Source organism: Paraburkholderia sp. J10-1 (assembly GCF_905220165.1).
Classification (GTDB): Bacteria; Pseudomonadota; Gammaproteobacteria; order Burkholderiales; family Burkholderiaceae; genus Paraburkholderia.
Map to the genome: position 1 here is coordinate 784,945 of NZ_CAJMYW010000002.1, position 17,466 is coordinate 802,410.

A 17,466-nucleotide genomic window follows, 5' to 3' on the forward strand; every position below is an offset into this window, starting at 1 on the left:
TTAAGCGTTTATTCGATTCAATCAGGAGATTCAATCATGGCAACGACCAACACCAACGGCATTTTCGCTGAATATACGAAGCTCATCTCGCAGTTCAAGCTGCCGGGCGTGGATGTGAGCGCGTTCCTCGAATCGCGTCGCAAGGACGTCGAGGCGCTCACCGAGGCCAACATGACCGCGCTCGCCGGCGTGCAGCAACTCGGTCAAAAGCAGGTGGAGATTCTCCGCTCGAAGATGACCGAACTGCAGTCGCTGGTGACGCGTTTGTCGACGCCTGGAAGCGAAAGCGTCGCAAGCGCTGGCGAGGGCGTGAAGGACGCGCTGCAAAAGGCGTTCATCGACATGCAGGAACTCGCGGATGCGGCGTATCGCGCCCAGACCGACAGCATCGCGGTCGTCACGAAGCGCCTTGCGGAGCATGTAGAGGAGATCAAGGCGCTGATGCAGCCGAAGAAGTGATATAGCGAGCCGCCACGATCCACAACGAAAACGAATTGCCGAGCCAGGGGAAAAACCGGATGACCGATACACGAACGAGCCCAGAGGTAGTCGACGCCATGCAAATTCAGATGATCGATCTGGATGGTCAGTGGTTGCGCGTCGGTGTGCGTCGCGGCCGCGATGCGTGCCCGCCGCTGCTGTTGTTCAATGGCATTGGCGCCAATCTCGAACTGGTCGAGCCTTTCGTTGATGCGCTCGAAGACATCACCGTGATCGTTTTCGACGTGCCGGGCGTTGGCGGCTCGCCCGCGCCCCTCATTCCGTACCGCTTCTCGACGCTCGCCGTATTGTCCGACAAGCTGCTCACGCGGCTCGGCTATGCGGGTCCTGTCGATGTGCTGGGCGTGTCGTGGGGCGGGGCGCTCGCGCAGCAGTTCGCGCACCTTTACCCAAGGCGGTGCCGCCGGCTGATACTCGCCGCGACGTCGCCGGGGGTGATCATGGTGCCCGCGCGGCTTTCGGTGCTGTCGAAGCTGGTTGGGCCGCGGCGATATACAGACCCGGCTTATCTGAAGCAGGTTGGCGCCGAGATATACGGCGGCGCCTACCGGCGCGATGCCGCGCTGCTCGAAGAACACAGCCGCCATATCCAGGCGCCGCGCGGCCGTGGTTATCTGTATCAACTGCTGGCCGCGTCGGGCTGGACGAGCCTGCCGTGGCTCGGCGCGCTGCGCCAAAAAACCCTGGTGATACATGGCAACGACGACCCGATCGTGCCGCTCACCAATGCAAAGATTCTCGCCGCGCGCATTCGCGACGCGACGCTCCATGTGATCGACGACGGTCACCTGTTTCTGATTACGCGCGCAAAGGAAATCGCTCCGCTGGTGAAAGCGTTTCTCGAGCAGGAGGCGAGTTGAGTTCGGTGACCGACGATAGCGAGCGCGTTGATGGTGTGAACGTGCGCGCGCCCGTGAGCATCAAAGTGGCTCGGCTCAAGCGCATGCGCACGACGGCCACCTGTTTGCTCGCGGCGATGATCGCCTTGCTCGTTGTGAGTATTGCCTGGCAGGCGAGCCATCCGTGGCTTGCATGGGTGCGCGCGTTTGCCGAAGCGGGCACCGTAGGCGCGGTCGCGGACTGGTATGCGGTGGTCGCGTTGTTCCGCCATCCGCTTGGCATCGCCATGCCGCATACCGCCATCATTCCCCGAAACCAGGCGCGCATTGCGGAAAGCCTGGGAAACTTCGTCGAGCAGAATTTCCTGACCACGGAACTCGTGGTGGGGCGCTTGAGTGAATACAACGCGGCACGCGCGCTGGCCATGTGGCTTGCCGAAAAGGAGAACAGTTCGACGATTGCCGATGTCGTGGTCGAGTCGCTTCCGCGCTTGCTGGAGCGTATCGACGAGTCGGACGTCGAAGATCTGTTCGATCGACTGCTCCTGCCACAATTGCGCGCACTCGATGTGTCGCGCGTAGCAGGGCAGATCCTGGGTGTCCTGACTGAAGGCAATCGCCATCAGCCGCTGCTCGATCGAGGGCTGGACGCTGTCGAACGGTGGCTTACGGCCAACGTCGGCATGATCAAGGCGAAATTCAACGAGGCATCGCGGTTCACGCCCGCGCCGCTCGACACCTATATCGTCAACAAGTTCGTCGAGGGCGTGGTCGCGCTGGTCCACGAAGTGGCGGCGAATCCCGATCACGAACTGCGCCGTCAATTCGATGCGGCCGTGGCTGAGTTGTCGCGCGACCTGCAAACGGCGGCTCAATACCGCAGATTCGGCAGACTCTTGCTGCGCGACTGCATTCGCCACTTCAAAGCGGGCGACTATTATCGCCTCCTGCTCGACCGCGTTCGCGCGCGCGTTGCCGCCGACGCCGCGAGCGAGCAGTCGGTCGCGCGCGACATGATCGCCGGCGCGTTGACCTCCTTTGGCAAGACCATGGTCAGCGCTAGCGCAATGCAGAACAAGCTCAATGCGTGGTGGCTGGAGATTGCGCGGATGCTGGTGTTGCGCTATCGGCATCAGCTTTCGGGATTGATCACCGACGTCGTGAAGGGATGGGACGCGCAAGAGGTCAGCGGCAAGTTCGAAGCGGAAATCGGCCGCGATCTGCAGTTCATCCGGATCAACGGCACGTTCGTAGGCGGGCTCGTGGGCGTGCTGATACACGCGTGCGTACTCGTCGCAATGTGATGACGCGACGTCTAACTATGCTTGACAAGCCCAAGCGCCTGCGCGCGCGAAACAGCCTGAGCCCGCTTGTCCACCGCGAGCTTCGCGAAGATATTCTTCAGGTGCGATTTGACCGTTTCGGGCGTGATGCCCAGCGTGCGGGCAATTTCCTTGTTGGATTGCCCCTGCGCGATCAACTCGACGATATTGCGCTCCCGCGAACTGAGCGGCTCGCGCTCGCCCTCGCGGCGCGGCTTGCTCTGCGGCTCATACATCGCGCGCCAGCCTTCGATTAAACGGTCGAGCCATGCCGTCACCTCCGGCGTGCGCGCTGCGCTGCGCATGCGTTCGTGCGCCATGCGCAGGAGCGGTCCGACTGCGGCCCCCTGATCGAGGATGGATCGATAAATGCCGGTAGGCGCCGCAATATCTGCGACTTCGCGAAATGTCTCGAGCGCGCGGCTGGGTTCTCCCGCGCTGAGCCAGGCCACGGCGAGCAGGGTTCGAAGGCGCAGCGCCAGATAGTTGCCCTGCATGCGTTCGCAACGCGCGAGCGCCATGCGCAGGGACTCGATGGCTTCGGGCACGAGGTGTCGTTGCAGGGCGAGGCAGGCCGCTGCGAGGTCGCGGTAGTTCTCGATTTCGGGTGAAACAGGCGTAGCGGTCGGCTCACGCGGAGCGGCGAGTTCGCGAAGGTCTGCCACGCATGCAGCGGCTTCAGGAACACGATTTTCGGCGAGATAGAGCCGCGTGCGCTCGACCAGCGCTGCCGCAAGCAGCCGGTTCCAGCCGCGCGCCTGGCCGAGTATTTGCGCCTGATCGATCAGCACATGCGCGCCCGCATAGTCTTCGCGCGCGACGGCAATGCGAACCAGAATGCGGTAGGCAATCAGAACGCTATCGAGCAGAACGGCACGGTCGATGACGGGCATGAGTTCGAGCAGCAGGGCTTCGGCTTCGTCGAGGCGGCCTTGCTCATAGCGGATTTGCGCGATCATGGGCGCGCACAACGCAGCCGATACGGAATGAGGTCCCGCGTAGCGTTCGGCGAGTTGCATCGCTTCGTTGAAGCGGCGCTCCGCAATCGAAACGTGGAGCTGCTGCAACTCCACATGACCGAGCAGGCACAGGCGGTAGACCGACGAAAAGACACTGCGCTGGTCTTCTTCCAGTGAATCGGGAATCCATGGCGTGGCGTAAAGCGCGTCGAGATTGCCGGTTTTCCAGTAGCTAAAGCGCGCGACGTTGGAAACCGCATTGGTCGTCCATGCGTCCGTTGACGGGCGGCCCAGGTATTGGCGCGCGAGTTCCAGCGCGCGATGCGGATCGTCCTGCAAGGCCGCGAGCGCAGAACGAATGGCGAGGCAGTCCCATTGAATCGTGTCGGCCGACTCGGTTTGGCCGTCGCCGCGCTCGATCGAATCGAGCATCGCGTTGACCTCGCCGAAGCGCATGGCGAGTGCCATGCCCCACGCGGTCGCAACGGTGACCGCCGTTTGCGCGCGCATGAGGTCGGCGGGAAACTGGCGTTGCCAGCCGACCAGCGTGAGCAGGTCTCCGCTCTTTAGAAGCGCCTTCGCGCAGCGCTCCATCATGGCGATGGCTTCGTCGGTGGCGCCAGCGGCTATCGCGTGCTTTATCGCATCGGTCCAATGCTGTTGGGCGGCGTGCCAATGCCACGCGCGACGGTGCAACTCGGTGACTTCGCCAGGGTGCGTGGCTGCCAGACGCCGCTGCAGATAGTCGGCCATCAACCGGTGATAGCGGAACCAGCGTCCTTCGAGGTCTATCGGCTCGAGCAGCAACTGGCGCGCAACGATGTCGTCGAGCATGGCCTGGCTGGATGCGACGCCCGTCACCGCTTCGCACAACGGCGCGCTCAGCCGCTCGAGAATCGCGGTTCGCAGCATGAAGGCCTGCGTTTGCGGTGGCAGATGCTGAAGCAGGTCTTCGAGGTAGTCGGACACAGGCTTCGACACGCCGCCCGGTTTCGTGCCCGGCGGTATGCCCGCTTGCATGTTCGATTGCCAGCCCTGCGGGCGATCCTGCCGCGCCAACGCCGACGCCGAAATGCGCAAGGCGGCCGCCCATCCTTCGGTCGTGGCATAGAGCGACTTCAGATCGCCAAAGCCGAGCTTGCCGGGGCACTCGTGTTCGACGAAACGGCGCGTCTCGTCGAAATTGAATCGCAGCGCGGCCGCATCGATCTCGCAGAGATTGTTGCCGGCGCGCAGCTTCGCGAGCGGCAGCGGCGGATCGGTACGTGTGCAGATCACGACGTGCACATTAGAAGGCACATTGGCGATGAATAGCGACATCGCTTCGTGAATGGCCGCTGAGTGGATCAGATGATAGTCGTCGATGAAGACGTGCAGTTCGTCGTCGACTTCGGCCAACTCGTTGATGAGCGTTGCGACAAGCGAATTCGCCGGGACGAACGACGACTCGGCGGTCAGCCCGATGGCGGATGTGCCAACGCTGCGGCACGCGCGCTGCAAGGCATGTGCAAGGTGATGAAAATAACGGGCCGGCTCGTCGTCGTCCGCGTCGAGCGAGAGCCACGCTACCTGCGCGCCGTTCGCGCGCAGCGCGTCGAGCCAGGTGAGCGCGAGGGACGTCTTGCCGAAACCGGCAGGCGCCTTGATGACGGTGATGCGCCGTATCTCCACCTGTGCGCTCAAGGCCTTCAGCCGTGGGCGATCGACCAAACCCGCGGGCAAGCGGGGCGCAATGACCTTGGTGGTCAGCAGGAGAGGTGGCCTCGCCACGGTCGTCGCTTCTGTCACTTCAGTCACGGCTGAACGGCTCAGAGGAGGGCCCATGAGGGATTGGCGAGGGTTGGCGCGCTGCCAACCGGAACGTTCAATCCATCATACGACAACTGCGGCAAGGCATGATGGGTCATGCGGGTCAGTGCGCGAGGCGTTGATGATGCGATGCATCATCGCGCGAGCTGGCCGCGTTTCGCACGCGGCCAGCCACGGCCAATGCGTCAGGAGTCGATCATGCCTTTGACGGCGGCTTCCGTAGCCGCCAGATAAGGCGCGCGCATCAGGAGATTCGACTCGCCGCCGGCGCTTTGAACGACAACCGGCTTCGCATGGCTGAACGTGCGGTAGCCATATTCGCCGTGGTAATGGCCCATGCCGGATGCCCCGACGCCCCCGAAAGGCAGCGAGTCGAAGAACACATGCGTCATCGCATCGTTGACGACCAGCGCCCCCGAAGTGGTTCGGCTCGCCACCTCGTGTTGCTCCAGGGCGTCATTGCCGAAGTGATAAAGCGCGAGCGGCCTCGGCCGCGCATTGATATATGCAAGCGCTTCATCGAGCGTTTCGTAGGTCACCACGGGCAGAACGGGGCCGAAGATTTCCTCCTGCATCACGCGCATCGTGTCGTTTGCATTCCGAACGATCGTCGGCGCCATCTTGCGTACCGCCGGATCAGAGAGGTCTTCGCTTGCGGGGCCGAGGTTCACCACGTTCGCGCCTTTCTGACGCGCATCCTCGACAAGCGCCAGTTGCCGTTCGAAACCGCGTACGTTGATCATCGCGGTGTAGTCGGGGTTCTCGCGCATGGTCGGATACATTTGCGCAACCGCCGCTTTTGCGTGCTGCACGAAGGCATCGGCGCGGTTCGCCGGAACCAGCACATAGTCCGGCGAAAGGCAGATCTGACCGGCGTTGAAGGTTTTCACCGTGAGCACGCGCTGCGCCGCGAGGGCGAGATCGGCGTCGTTGCCCACGAGGACCGGCGACTTGCCGCCCAGTTCGAGCGTCACGGGCACCAGGTTATCCGACGCCGCCCGCATGACATGGTGCGCGACTTGCGTGCTGCCCGTGAACACGAGATGGTCGAACGGCTGCGCGCTGAACGCCGCGCCGGTTTCGGCTCCGCCAAGCACGGTGGTGAGTTCGTCGCTGTCGAAATTGCGGGCGATCAGTTCAGCTAGCAGCTCGGACGTTTGCGGCGTCATCTCCGACGGCTTGAGAATGGCCCGGTTGCCCGCAGCGAACGCGCCGCCAAGCGGTCCGAACGCCAGCACGACGGGAAAATTCCACGGGCTGATGATCCCCACGACGCCGAGCGGCTGATACTCGACGCGGGCCTTCACGCCCGGAAACGGCTCGGCCGTCGCCGGCTGCGCCATCCACGCCTCGAGATGTTCGCGATTGAAGCGCAGGCCTTCGATCGAGGCGAGGATATCGGCGAGCAGCGTTTGCTGTTTGCCGCGGCAGCTATAGTCCGCGTTGATGGCCTCGACCAGCGCGTCCTTGTTCGAACGCAGCAGGTCGATTGCGCGATCGATACGGTCGCGGCGAACGGCCAGCGGTGGCGGCCCCTCCTTCAGTTGTGCCGTTTTCATTGCATCGAGTTGCGCGCGGATCTGCGCGGCCGTCGCTTCGGCGGGCAGCATGAATGGCTTTGACATCCTAAACCTCATCAGAAAATGAAATCGCTCGTTGAACGCGTGGGACGCAAACGGTGCGCTTAGATCACGGCTTCGATCAGCATCGGGCCGCGGCGCTTCATTGCTGCGGCGAACGCGGCGTCGAAGTCGGTGCGCGACTCGGCGCGTACGGCTTCCACACCCATGCCGCGAGCCAGAGCAACCCAGTCGAGCGACGGGTCCTGCAGATCGAACATGGAAGCGGCGTGCGCGCCGTCCGTGCGTGCGCCCACACGCTTGAGCTCGTTCGCGAGGATCTTGTAGCCGCGGTTCGCGTAGATCACCGTCACGACGTCGAGCTTTTCCCGCGCTTGCGTCCAGAGCGACTGAAGCGTGTACATGGCGCTGCCGTCGCCCTGAAGGTTGACGACTTTGCGGTCCGGGCATGCCACGCTCGCGCCGATCGAAACGGGCATCAGGCAACCGATCGCGCCGCCGGTGAGCGCCAGCAGGTCGTGCGGCGCGGCGGTCTCGAGCAGGCCCGAGTACGCCATCGCGAGCGACGACTCTTCGGTAATGATGGCGTTGTCGGGCAGATGCTTCGCGACGCTGCGCATGATCGACTCGCCATCGAGCGCGCCCTCGGGCGAGAACTCGACCGCGGCGCGGGCGTTGATTCGGGCGATCGCATGCTGTGCGCCCAGCGCCTCGACAAGGGCTTCGAGCGCGGCCGGGCCGTCTTCATGCGGATGCGAAAGCACGGCGATGCGGCAACCCTCCGGCGTGAGCCAGCTCGGCTTGTCCGGGTAGGCGAAAAAGCTCACCGGCGGCTGCGCGCCGACAAGCACGATCAGCTCAGTCCCGGCGAGGAATTCGACCACCTGCTCGGCGAAATACGGCAGACGCTCGACCACTTCACGTCCCGCACCGCGCGCCACACGCGGCGCGAACGTGTCGCACAGCAGGCGGGCACCCGTTTTCGCGGCGATCCTTCCGGCGGCGCGCAGACCGCGCTCCTGCAATGCCTGACCTCGGAGCAGGAAGGCGGTCCGCACGCCGCTTTGGGCGAGGGCCGCAATCCGCTCGATGGTGTCGGCGCTCACGAGCGCGGGTGCCTGCACGGGCAGCGGTGCGGCCACGCCGTCGGCTTGCGACCAGGCGGTGTCGGCGGGCAGGATCAGCGTGGCGATCTGGCCGCCGTCGGCCATGGAGGCCTGCACGGCGCGCGCGGCGTCGGCACCCACCGTCAACGCGCTGCTCGACGAGTGAATCCAGCTCGAAACCGGGCGAGCAAAGCCTTTGATGTCGGACGTGAGCGGCGCTTCGTAACGCGCATGCGTCGAAGCATGATCGCCGACGATGTTGACGACCGGGCTCGACGCGCGGCGCGCGTTGTGAAGGTTGGCCAGTCCGTTGGCGAGGCCCGGGCCGAGATGCAGCAGCGTGGCGGCGGGCTTGCCGGCCATGCGGCCGTAGCCGTCGGCGGCGCCGGTGACAACGCCTTCGAAAAGGCCGAGTATCGGCCGCATGCCTTCAACGGAATCGAGCGCCGCCACGAAATGCATCTCCGACGTGCCGGGGTTTCCGAAACACACGTCCACACCACTTGCGACCAGCGAACGCAACAAACTTTCAGCGCCATTCATTTTGGATCACCTCAGTAACAAACCTGTAAGAAGCTTCGCCCCTTCGGTTGCCGTGGGGCCCAGACGTCGTGCATTGACGTACGCCCTGATCCTAACTACCCGGCTACCATGCAAAAATACAGTCTGATCTGAAAATTTATTACGTCATGCGCAAGAATCTCGACTACGGTTTGCTGCACGCGATGACCGCCTTCGTGCGCGTGGTGGATGCCGGGAGCTTCACGGCGGCCTCGGAGCACATGGGGCTGACCACGGCGCAGGTCTCGCGGCTCGTATCGGAGCTTGAGAATCGTTTGCAAACGAAGCTGCTGCAGCGAACCACACGGCGCATGTCGGTCACGAGCGCGGGCGAGCGCTACGCGAACCAGTGCCGCACGATCCTCGACCTGGTGACGGAAGCCGAAGGGGAGGCGAGCGGCGCGCGCATGGCGCCGAGCGGGAGGCTGCGGGTGCTGTGCATGGCAAGCTTCGGCGACCGCTACGTGGTGCCGCTCGTGACGAAATATTGCGCGCAGTACCCGGCGGTGAGCGTGGAATACAGTGCTTCGCAGTACGTACCGAATCTGCTGGCCGAAGGCGTGGACGTGAGCGTGTATCTGACGAGCAGCCTGCCGGATTCGAGTCTGGTTGCGCAGCGGCTTGGCGAGGTCCACGGCGTGTTATGCGCGACGCCAGGCTACCTCAAGCGGCATGGCGCGCCGGGAACCGTAGCGGATCTCGCGGGGCATGCCTGCCTGCGTCTCGTGAATCCGTCGACCACGTTGCATTGGGAGCTGACCGACGGCAAGACGACCCATTCGATGCAGCCCGAGGGCCCGCTGGTGGCGGACAAGCCCGAAGCCGTCGTGCAGGCGGCGTGCAGCGGCCTCGGCATTGCGCTGCTGCCCGGCTTCGCTGCGGTGGACCGCATACGCAGCGGAGAACTCGTACACGTTCTGCCTCAATGGCGCTCGCCCGACGTCGGTGTGTATGTGCTGATGCCCTCGAGGAAGTTTCTCGAAGCCAAGACGCGCGCATGGGTCGAGTTGCTGAAAGCGGAATTGCCGGGCGCGCTCGAGCGCGACATGATTCAAATCGGTGCGAAAGGCGCGCCCAGACAGCGGCGTGCACGTGCTGCGACCTCGCCACGTTCGCCTTGATTCGGGCAGCCGTTAGTCTGGCTGAAATTCCCCGTTCCAGAAAAACGAATTCCCCTCTCCCTGTATTGCGAGCAGTCTGGCAGCCAACTCAGGCTGCGCAAGCCGACGCGTCCTATGGCGATGCCAGACGCATCGATCGGCGTTGCGCCGGGCCAGACCCAACACAGGAGACAGCATGGCAATCGTCAATTCCGGCGCCCGCCTCGACCGGCTACCCATCAGCCGGTTTCACTGGAAAATTCTTGGCTTGATCAGTGCGGGCGCATTTCTCGATGCGTTCGACATCTATCTTGCCAATGGCGCGCTGGCGGCCATGGTCAAGACAGGCTTCGCCGACCTGCGCGTCGGCTCGTTCTTTTTGTCGGCGACCTTCCTTGGCATGATGATCGGCGCGGGCCTTTCGGGCTATCTGGGCGACCGCTTCGGACGCCGCTTTTCGTACCAGGCCAACCTCGCCATTTTCGGCGGCGCGTCGTTCATTGCCGCGTTCGCGCCCAATATCTACTGGCTGATCCTGCTGCGCTTCATCATGGGCGTCGGCCTCGGCGCCGAACTGGTGGTCGCGGCCGGCACGCTGTGCGAGTTCGTGCCGCCGGCAAGCCGCGGCCGCTGGACTTCGTTGCTGGCGCTTATCACCAATTCGGGGCTGCTCGCGGCCACCGCCGTGGGCTACTGGGTCATTCCGCATCTTGGCTGGCGTTATATGTTCGCGATCGCGGGCGTGGGCGCCATCGTCGTTTGGGCGCTGCGTCATCGCATGCCGGAGTCGCCGCGCTGGCTGGAGACCGTGGGCCGGCTGGAGGAAGCCGAGCGAACGGTGGCCGCCATCGAGCAGGAGGTCGAGCGCCACACGGGCGGCGTCCTGCCGGCTGTCACCCGAGTGACGAGCCACGAGGCGTTGGCCGCGCCGTTCTCTGCGCTTTTCGCGCCCGGCATGAAAGGCCGGACTTTCGTGGCGGCGCTCACCGCCATTGCGGTGAACGTGTCCCTTTACGGTTTCGTTGCATGGCTGCCGGCGTTCTTCGTCAATGAAGGGCTGAGCATCACGCGCTCGCTCGGGTTCGTGTTCCTCATGTCGTTCGGCGCACCGATGGGGGCCGTCGTTGGCTTCGCGATCGCTGACCGTCTCGGCCGCCGCAGGGCGCTGATCGCCAGCGCGCTGGTTTCGATCGTGCTCGGATACTTCTACGTGCAGATGCGCGACCCCGTTGCCATCTCTGTGATGGGCTTCGCGTTGGTGACCGCGCTCTATACGGTCTGCACGCTCGGTCTGTTCGTCTATATCCCGGAGCTGTTTCCGACCACGCACCGTCTGCGCGGCACCGGCGTGGCAGGCACGTGCGGGCGGGCTGCGTCGATGTGCACGCCTTATCTCGCCGTCCTGCTCTATTCGAACTTCGGGGTATCGGGTGTGGTAGCGATGGTTGCCTGCGTGCTCGTTGCACTGTGTGTCGCGTTGCTCTTCCTTCGCGTCGAGGCGAGCGGTCAGACGCTCGAAGCCGTGTCCGCACCAGGCTTGCAGGAAGAAGCGATCAAACAACCCGACAGCCACCATGCATTTTGATTTCGTCGATCTGCGCTTGCTCACGGCGCTTGGCGAGACAGCCAATCTTGCACGCGCCGCGAGCCTGTGTCACATGTCGGCCCCGGCAGCCAGCAGCCGCCTGAGAAATCTCGAGGACTTTCTGGGCGTGCGGCTGTTGTACAGAACGAGTCAGGGCATGATTCCGACGCCGGCCGGCGAGTGCTTTATCCGTCATGCACTGTTGATGCGTGAACAGGTGGAGCGGCTCGCCGGAGACATCGAGCAGTTCGGCAGCGGGATGACCGGGCACATCCGGGTCTGGACCAACACGACTGCCATTACCGGCGCGCTGCCCGACACGCTAGGCCGTTTTCTTTGCGAGCACGCCCATGTGAACATCGAACTGCGCGAAGCGCCCAGCGACGATATCGTGCGAGGCGTGACCGGCAACCTGGCCGATATCGGCATCGTTGCCGGCAATATCGACGCGGGGCAGCTCGAGATGCTGCCCTACCAGAACGAAAGACTGGTGCTGGTGACCCAGCCGGATCATCCGCTTGCCCAACGTGACGCGGTGAACTTTGCCGAAACGCTGGACAACGATTTTGTCGACCTGCCGGCCTCGAGCGCCATTCACGCCTTCGTTCACCGCGCCGCGGCCGCGCTTGGCAGGGCGCTCAGAATACGCATCGAGGTGGGTTCGTTCGACGCGGCATGCAGGATGATCGCCGCAGGCGCGGGCATAGGGATCGTGCCGGCCTCGGTGGCGTGGAAGCATGCACGCGTGAAGGATATCGTCATGGTCACGCTCAAGGACGAGTGGGCGCAGCGGCGCCTGAACATCTGCGTGCGCAGTGTGGCAGACCTCCCGCTGTTCACCCGCGAACTCGTTGCCATGCTGGCTTCCGATGTCGTGGACTCGACACGGCGCGTGTAGCGGCGATTCATCAAGCGGCGCTTTGCTCCACGCTAGTCGGGCGTTCGACTCGAACAATATCGCGTGAACTGTTCTTCGGACACGGCGAATCCCTTCTGTTTCGCCAGTTCCCAGGGCCGTTCGCAACGTTGCGTCGCCTCACACCACGAATATCCGGCCGAACCGATGCACCCATGCGCATCGCGATCGGCGCCGGGCCTATTCGATGCCGTATTGGATGAAGGATTAGCGCAGGCGGCAAGCGCACTTGCCATGGCAACCGCGGTCAGAAACGCGGGAGAGATGATTTGACGCATAGAGCGTGCCTCCATAAGAGGCACCACCGTATCACGCCTGCCTAAGCGCTCAGAGGCAAGACCCGTTCCGCATTGACTCAAAGCCGAATCGCCCCCCGTTTATTTCGCCACCACTTCTGCGCCGTTGCCTCTAAAATTCCATGACACTGCCGTACCGGAGCACCACCATGGAACGAAAAAAAGCTGAACACATCCTGCTCGAAGCCGACGAGATCGCCGGCCTGGTTCTCAACGGCTTCGACATGACGATGGAAACCGACGCCGGGCGCGCGCTCTACGAACGCACGTTTAACGCCTATATCCACAACGAAATCGGCGACTTGCCCGTTGGCGAGCTGTACGACGCGTTGAACGGTTCGCCCGAAGCCTTTACGGCAACCCTGCCGCAGTAAGCTGGCGAGCCAACCCGCCATCACGAACGGGCCATGCTGCAATCTCGCACGAAATCGCAGCGTGGCCGCATTTCATCGTTACACGTTCACTTCACGTCGAACGCGTAATGACCGGTCGTGCGATGCCCGTCGGCGGCAACCGCGACCCACACCACCGAATACTTCCCAGGCGTCAACGCATTCAGCGCGACCGACATGCGCTTGTTGTTGTTCGCGTCGACCTTGGCCTTTTCGCGAATCACGGACTTGCCCTGCGCGTTTGTCACGTCGATGGAACTGAACGCGGGCTCGAGCCCATCGTCGAAGTCGATCACGACGGCGTCGAGCGTGGCCGGTGCGGTCGACCCCGCGGGCGGTTCCTGATGCTTCGGATAAGCGTGCGCCCAAGCGAGATGGGCGGCGAGCAGCGCGATCGTGGCGACAGCCGTGCGCAATGTAGTGAGTTTCATGGCGAGATTCCTGTGTGAATGAATGGGCTTACTGGAAAAGCGGCTTGCCGATCGTGCGCGGCGCGACATCGTCGAAGAAGATGTGCACCTGCGCGAGAACGCCGACGTGCGAGCCGCTCGCCCGGTTGATCGGTATCTGCGCTTCGATGCCGAGCTGACCGTAGCGGTTCATCCAGATGAAGCCGGGGTTGACGGTCCCGGTCGTTTGTCCCTGGCTGCGCGAGAGGGGCACTTCGACGAGGGGGATGAGGTTCGAAAACGGCTGCGGCAAGCCGAGATCGTGCACGTGCTGTTGCAGGTAGGGCAGGCTGTACTGGAACGTGAAGCCGTAGTCGAACGAATTTGGCTGGCCGCCGCCTGTCGTGAACGACGGGCCCGCTTCGCCGGTGATCGCGATGGGCCGCAGCCACGCGAGCGAGTCGGGCAGGTCGCCCATGCCCTTGCCGGCGAAGATCGTGGGCGAGATCGTCGAGAAGTTGTCGGCAATCGCGCGGCTGCCGGTGCCGCCGAACTCGGCGTTCACGCCCACCGACGTCATGAATTCATGCGCGTCGTTCACATAGAGCAGGTACTTGAGCCCCACGCCGAAGTTGTCGAAGCCGCGCTCGCTCGGGTTGTTCTGCATGACGTAGCCGCCGTCCACGGAGAAGGCGAGCCGCGGCGTGATGAGCTTGTCGTACTCGAAGCTGAAGGTGTTGATGCTTTGGTCGCCGGCATCGCCCGGCACGCGCTGGTGCCCGAATTCGAGGTTGGCTTCGTCGCCTACGCCGGGGTCGTCGACGGAAAGCGTGGAGGGAAAGACGCGGTCGCCCGCGATAGCGTGCGCATGGGCCGCGCACGGTCCGAGCAGCAACGCGCAGCCGATCACGCGGGCGATCATGCGGTTGATTTCGAGGTTGGTCCGATTGAACGCGCGAATGTGTGCAAGCTCGCCCAGCGCCAGGCGGCTGGACGGCGATTGGTCAGACATGAGGTGTCCTGTCGAGGAGCGACGCACGCACGCAAGTTAAAGGGGCTCGCGTGCTGGCCCGGTGACACGCTGGGCGTGTCGTCCGGGATTGGCATGATCGATCCGGTCAGGACAGGGGTGGGGCGCGGGCGTGGATGTGGCTCGCAGGCGCGGCGAGGCGAACGCTTTCGAACTGCGCCTCGATGCGGGCCTGCACGAGTTTGCCAACGACAAACAGGGCGACAGGTACGCCCGAGACGACAGGCAGGTGTGCGAAGAAGCTGCAATAGCCGCAGTCCTGCATGTCGCCCGGCGTGGCGTGCATGCCGGCTTCGCCGCTTGCGCCGTGAATGTGGCGCTCCATCGACGGCATGCCGCAGGGGGCGCGTTCCACCGTGCCTGGCGCCATCTGCATGGCCTGGGCGGCAAGCAGGTGCGAAACCACGGGCGCGAGCGTCGCCATGAGGAGCGCAAGCGTCCCCAGTAGACTGCCCAGCCTGAGATGGAATCGGCGCACGGCGAATGGAAGTGGCAGGAATAGTGCGTGGATTATGCCACGCGAGCCGCCACTCCCGGCGCGCTGCCTGTCAAAGCGTCGCGGCCTCGCACGTTGCGTGCGAGGCCGCGAGGAAGCCAGAGTCAAGCCGGATGCCGCGATTAAGCGCTCAGACCGACCGTGTGACGCAATTCCTGGTAGCTGCGCAAACCCGCAACGCCCAGCTCGCGGCCAATGCCACTCAGGCCGAAGCCGCCCCAGCACACTTGCGGGAAGATCAGTTGCGGGGTGTTGACCCATACGAGCCCGGCGCGAAGCTGCGCCTTGTAGCGTCGCGCGGCCTTTTCGTCCTTCGTCACGACAGTGGCGACCAGTCCGTAGCGCGTATCGTTGGCGAGGGCAATTGCTTCGTCATCCGAACGGAATGATTTCACGCAGGCCACGGGGCCGAAGATCTCGTCGGTCCACAGCACGTTGTCCGCCGCGGGTTCAGCGATGACGACCGGCGCCATGAAGAAACCATCGGCGCAAGCGGCATCGAGCTGACCTGCGAACGCGATCTGTGCGCCGGTTTCGACGCCTTGCGCCACGAGCGCTGCCACGCGCGCGTGTTGCGCGGCGCTGATGAGCGGCCCCATCGCCACGTCGGCGCCCTGCGGCGGCGCGACGACAACCGCTCGCACCGCTGTCTCGAACGCGGCCATGAACTTGCGATACACATTGTCGTGCACGAGTATGCGCGCCGTTGCCGAGCACATTTGCCCTGCGTTCGCGAACGCGCCACCCACCGCGAGCGAGACGGCTTGCACCACGTCCGCGTCTTCGCGCACGATCAGCGCGGACTTGCCGCCCAGTTCGAGCGTGAGGCGCTTCATGTCCTGCGCGGCGGCCTGCATGACCTTGCGGCCCGACGCCGTGCTGCCCGTGAACGAGATCTTGTCGACGAGCGGGTGCGTCGTCAGCCATGCGCCGACTTCGCCGCCACCGTTGACCACGTTCACGACCCCATCGGGCACGCCCGCTTCGTTCACGATCTCGGCGAGCATATGCTCGGTGGGCGAGGTGAGTTCCGAAGGCTTGATGACGACCGTACAGCCCGCGGCCAGCGCCGGTGCGAGTTTCCATGCGGTCGTGACCATCGGGAAATTCCACGGCACGATCAGCGCCGCAACGCCAACCGGTTCGTGCATGCGTTCAGCGAGGAGCGCGTCGTCCGGCAGCGCGACCGGTTCGGCCGCGAACATCGACGCGTCTTCGCACAGGCCCGCGTAGTAGTTGAACGTCGCGATGGCGTCGCTCACGTCGAGGTCCGCTTCGAACGGCGGCTTGCCGCTCACCTGCATCTGCATGGCGGCGAGGCGCGCGCGGTCGGCCTCCAGCAATTCGGCGATCTTGCGCAGCAGCTTGCCGCGCGCGGCGGGCGTCGTGTGGCGCCAGGCGATCAGCGCATCGTGCGCGGCGTGCACGGCGCGATCGACCATTTCGGCCGTGGCGTGCTCCTGCCAGCCGATGGTTTCGCCCGTGGCCGCGTTGCAGATGCGCGAGCACACTTCGCGGTCCGTCGCGCAGAAGGTTGTGCCCGCAATCATCGCGGCGGGCAGCACAAAGGCCTCGCCGTCGATCTGACGTTCGGTATTCGTAGCCATGATGTTTCTCCTCGCGCCCTAGCGGTAAGCCACACCGGGCATGATGCAAAGCATTTCGTAGGCGAGATTCGCGCCCACGAGCGCGGTCGTGCCGGCCTGGTCGTACGGCGGCGAGACTTCGACGAGATCGGCGCCCACCACGTTGAGCCCCTTCATGCCGCGCACGATTTCGAGGCCCTGCTGCACGGTGAGGCCGCCCACTTCGGGCGTGCCGGTGCCGGGCGCGAAAGCGGGATCGAGTCCGTCGATATCGAAGCTCAGGTACACGGGCGTGTCGCCCACGCGTGCGCGCACTTCTTCCATGAGCGGCGCAAGCGAGCGGTTCCAGCAGGCCTCGGCCTGCACGACGGTAAAGCCCTGCTTGCGGCACCAGTCGAAATCTTCGGCGTGATAGCCGGTGCCGCGCAGGCCGATTTGCGTGACCTTGTCGCATTGCAGGAGGCCATCTTCAACGGCGCGGCGAAACGGCGTGCCGTGCGCGATCTTCTCGCCGAACATGGTGTCGTTCACGTCGGCGTGAGCGTCGATATGAACGACGGCAACCTTGCCGTACTTCTTGTGCAGCGCGCGCAGGATCGGCCATGCGATCGTGTGGTCGCCGCCGAGCGTGATCGGGCGACAGCCGGTCTCGACAATGCGGTCGTAGGCGGCTTCAATCAGACGAATCGAATCCTTCAGGTCGTACGGGTTCGTTGCGACGTCACCGATATCGGCCACCTGCAGCGAATCGAACGGCGCCGCGCGTGTGGCCATGTTGTACGGCCGCAGCAGCACGGATTCCGAACGGATCTGGCGCGGCCCGAAGCGCGCGCCGGAACGGTTCGAGGTGCCGATATCGAGCGGCACGCCCACGAAGCAGACGTCGAGGCCCTCCGTGGTTTCGGCCTGCGGCAGGCGCATCATCGTGGCGATGCCGCCGAATCGGGGCATCTCGTTGCCGCCGAGCGGCTGGTTGAACTGGCGCTCCATCTGGTGTGT

Annotated in this window: 16 protein-coding genes; 7 read left to right on the plus strand and 9 right to left on the minus strand. The window is 64.2% G+C overall.

Features of this window, described 5'->3' with window-relative positions; all coding sequences use genetic code 11:
* The first annotated feature begins 36 nt into the window (after positions 1-36).
* From U5A65_RS10365 to U5A65_RS10375, 3 genes are read left to right on the plus strand one after another with little or no spacing between them, the layout of a single operon-like run.
* Complete coding sequence (locus U5A65_RS10365; protein ID WP_321933698.1) at positions 37-459, plus strand: TIGR01841 family phasin; 423 nt, start codon at positions 37-39, stop codon at positions 457-459.
* Positions 460-518: 59 nt separating this feature from the next.
* Complete coding sequence (gene phaZ, locus U5A65_RS10370; RefSeq protein ID WP_321946220.1) at positions 519-1,361, plus strand: poly(3-hydroxyalkanoate) depolymerase; 843 nt, start codon at positions 519-521, stop codon at positions 1,359-1,361.
* 5 nt (positions 1,362-1,366) lie between these two features.
* A complete protein-coding gene (locus U5A65_RS10375; RefSeq protein WP_321946446.1) occupies positions 1,367-2,644 on the plus strand; it encodes a DUF445 domain-containing protein in 1,278 nt (425 codons plus the stop codon).
* Positions 2,645-2,655: 11 nt separating this feature from the next.
* Here U5A65_RS10375 and U5A65_RS10380 read toward each other — a convergent pair whose 3' ends face one another.
* The 3 genes from U5A65_RS10380 to U5A65_RS10390 all read right to left on the minus strand — a co-directional run bounded on the left by U5A65_RS10380 (position 2,656) and on the right by U5A65_RS10390 (position 8,659).
* Positions 2,656-5,418, minus strand: a complete 2,763-nt coding sequence (locus tag U5A65_RS10380) for a LuxR C-terminal-related transcriptional regulator (RefSeq protein ID WP_321946221.1) — start codon at positions 5,416-5,418, stop codon at positions 2,656-2,658.
* 197 nt (positions 5,419-5,615) lie between these two features.
* Positions 5,616-7,055 carry a coniferyl aldehyde dehydrogenase gene (locus tag U5A65_RS10385; protein ID WP_321946222.1) on the minus strand — a complete coding sequence of 480 codons (1,440 nt, stop codon included), beginning with the start codon at positions 7,053-7,055 and terminating at the stop codon, positions 5,616-5,618.
* 59 nt (positions 7,056-7,114) lie between these two features.
* Positions 7,115-8,659 carry an acetolactate synthase large subunit gene (locus U5A65_RS10390; protein ID WP_321946223.1) on the minus strand — a complete coding sequence of 515 codons (1,545 nt, stop codon included), beginning with the start codon at positions 8,657-8,659 and terminating at the stop codon, positions 7,115-7,117.
* A 146-nt stretch (positions 8,660-8,805) separates the two neighbouring features.
* On the opposite strand from U5A65_RS10390, the gene U5A65_RS10395 reads away from it, so the two are divergent.
* The 3 genes from U5A65_RS10395 to U5A65_RS10405 all read left to right on the plus strand — a co-directional run bounded on the left by U5A65_RS10395 (position 8,806) and on the right by U5A65_RS10405 (position 12,260).
* The gene (locus U5A65_RS10395) at positions 8,806-9,798 is read left to right on the plus strand and encodes a LysR family transcriptional regulator (protein ID WP_321909549.1); all 993 of its coding nucleotides are present in this window, start codon (positions 8,806-8,808) and stop codon (positions 9,796-9,798) included.
* Between the two features lie 175 nt (positions 9,799-9,973).
* Positions 9,974-11,362, plus strand: a complete 1,389-nt coding sequence (locus U5A65_RS10400) for an MFS transporter (protein WP_321946224.1) — start codon at positions 9,974-9,976, stop codon at positions 11,360-11,362.
* Positions 11,352-12,260 (plus strand): LysR family transcriptional regulator, encoded by a 909-nt coding sequence (locus U5A65_RS10405; RefSeq protein ID WP_321909546.1) that lies wholly within the window; start codon positions 11,352-11,354, stop codon positions 12,258-12,260. The genes U5A65_RS10400 and U5A65_RS10405 overlap by 11 nt, the downstream gene beginning before the upstream one ends.
* A 32-nt stretch (positions 12,261-12,292) precedes the next feature.
* Here U5A65_RS10405 and U5A65_RS10410 read toward each other — a convergent pair whose 3' ends face one another.
* Positions 12,293-12,556: a hypothetical protein gene (locus tag U5A65_RS10410; RefSeq protein ID WP_415764550.1), complete on the minus strand. Its 264-nt coding sequence runs from the start codon at positions 12,554-12,556 to the stop codon at positions 12,293-12,295.
* Positions 12,557-12,723: 167 nt separating this feature from the next.
* Here U5A65_RS10410 and U5A65_RS10415 point away from each other — a divergent pair, with 167 nt between their 5' ends.
* A complete protein-coding gene (locus tag U5A65_RS10415; protein WP_321946225.1) occupies positions 12,724-12,948 on the plus strand; it encodes a hypothetical protein in 225 nt (74 codons plus the stop codon).
* Positions 12,949-13,034: 86 nt separating this feature from the next.
* On the opposite strand, the gene U5A65_RS10420 is transcribed toward U5A65_RS10415, so the two are convergent.
* The 5 genes from U5A65_RS10420 to speB form a co-directional block, all read right to left on the minus strand.
* Complete coding sequence (locus U5A65_RS10420; RefSeq protein WP_321909543.1) at positions 13,035-13,397, minus strand: copper resistance protein CopC; 363 nt, start codon at positions 13,395-13,397, stop codon at positions 13,035-13,037.
* A 28-nt stretch (positions 13,398-13,425) separates the two neighbouring features.
* A complete protein-coding gene (locus tag U5A65_RS10425; protein WP_321909841.1) occupies positions 13,426-14,277 on the minus strand; it encodes a hypothetical protein in 852 nt (283 codons plus the stop codon).
* Positions 14,278-14,473: 196 nt separating this feature from the next.
* Positions 14,474-15,106, minus strand: coding sequence for a DUF2946 domain-containing protein (locus U5A65_RS10430; RefSeq protein WP_321946226.1), 633 nt, complete (start codon positions 15,104-15,106; stop codon positions 14,474-14,476).
* Positions 15,004-16,488, minus strand: coding sequence for an aldehyde dehydrogenase family protein (locus U5A65_RS10435; RefSeq protein WP_415764553.1), 1,485 nt, complete (start codon positions 16,486-16,488; stop codon positions 15,004-15,006). Before U5A65_RS10435 ends, U5A65_RS10430 begins: the two co-directional genes overlap by 103 nt.
* An 18-nt stretch (positions 16,489-16,506) precedes the next feature.
* Positions 16,507-17,457: an agmatinase gene (speB, locus tag U5A65_RS10440; RefSeq protein WP_321909540.1), complete on the minus strand. Its 951-nt coding sequence runs from the start codon at positions 17,455-17,457 to the stop codon at positions 16,507-16,509.
* Between the last annotated feature and the right edge of the window lie 9 nt (positions 17,458-17,466).